Here is a 1,339-nt window from a genome sequence, read left to right as displayed (position 1 = left end):
GTGAACGACCGGGTTGATGGTCGACATTTTGGACCGGGATGATACCTGACAGTTTTCATTCTGTCGTGTGTGCTGCTTTAGGCCTCATCGGCCCGGGCGGTCGCGGCGGAGCGAAGCGACGAAAGCGTCCGTCCGGGCCGATGAGACCTATGTCGCGGTTGCAGAAGCGCACGATGTGGTCACCGTTTTCGAGCTCGCTCAGTCCGACGAGTTCGCCGGCGAGGGCTTCGCTGACGAACAGTTGGCCTCCCTTCCATTTGATCTCGCCGCTGTCTCGAACGCGACGCACTTGATGATCGGCATCGTACCAGGGGTCGTCGAGACGCTCGGGCATCGCACGCGGCTTGCAGGGTCGATAGAGATCGGCCGGTGGTCGTTGACCCAGCGCCTCATGCGGGCGCTCCTCATTGTAGTGCCGGCGAAAGGCATCGAAACGGTCCTGCTGTTGGCCGGCATTATCGGCCGGCGGCTTGGATGTCTGAGCCTTGAGAGTGCGATGCATGCGTTCGTGTCTGCCGTTCTCCTGAGGCGATGCCGGCGCGATGAAGTGCGCCTCGATGCCGAGCTTGATCCACCAGGTCGATAGTCGGGTCAGGCCGCCGGCCCCATGGCTGCCGAAAGGCGAACCATTGTCGCAGCGGATCGCAAACGGTAGGCCATGGGTGCGAAAGGCTCGTTCGAAGACAGGCCGCACGCCGTCGATGGTCTGTGGAGCAATTCGGACATCAATCAGAAAACGGCTGTAGCTGTCGCTGATCGTCAGTGGATCGATGCGCTGCTGGTCGCGGGTGCGGAACCAGCCCTTGAAGTCCACGCTCCATTCGTCATTGGCTTGTGTTGCCTCGGTGAACGGCCGGCTTTGGTCCAGCGCCCTGCGTCGCCGCTTGGCAGTATCCACAAGGCCTGCCCGTTTGAGGATGTCGCCGATCGTCGAGGCCGCCGGCCAAGCGGTCTGCGCCGACTGGCGCTGCAACAGCGCCAGCAGCTTGCGCGGCCCCATATGCGGAAACCGCCGGCGTAGCGCAATCACCTCATCGGCAAGGGCTGACGGCGTGCGATGCGGGCACGAAACCGTGCCCTGCGACCGATCGACAAACCAATCCGGCGCTCCGCTCATCTGCCGCTTGCGCCAGGCGTAAAATGTATCCCGGCTCACACCGTAGCGCCGGCAAAGATCGCTCACACTCCAGTGCCCCAAAGCATAGTCCGACAGCATCCGAACACGTTCTTCCATGCGACAAGTCTCCACAAATGGCATCGGAAGCCCTCCCTCCGACACACTATGACTTGTCGACCATCAACCCGGTTCATTCTGTCAGGCATCAGCCCGGGCTGTACC

Annotated in this window: 1 protein-coding gene; it reads right to left on the bottom strand. The window is 62.1% G+C overall.

Translation table 11 applies throughout. The features are described 5' to 3' along the window. Window positions 1-55: 55 nt before the first annotated feature. Window positions 56-1,258, bottom strand: coding sequence for an integrase core domain-containing protein (locus tag GGD53_RS31410; RefSeq protein ID WP_184460588.1), 1,203 nt, complete (start codon window positions 1,256-1,258; stop codon window positions 56-58). Window positions 1,259-1,339: the final 81 nt, after the last annotated feature.

This window comes from Rhizobium aethiopicum (genome assembly GCF_014197535.1).
Lineage (GTDB): Bacteria > Pseudomonadota > Alphaproteobacteria > Rhizobiales > Rhizobiaceae > Rhizobium > Rhizobium aethiopicum_A.
Note: the sequence above shows the minus strand (reverse complement) of the source record. Positions and strands in the feature narration are given on the sequence as shown.

Bases quoted from the DNA above. Each gene is read 5' to 3' on its own strand.
- GGD53_RS31410 (WP_184460588.1), bottom strand. From the start codon at position 1,258: ATGCCATTTGTGGAGACTTGTCGCATGGAAGAACGTGTTCGGATGCTG.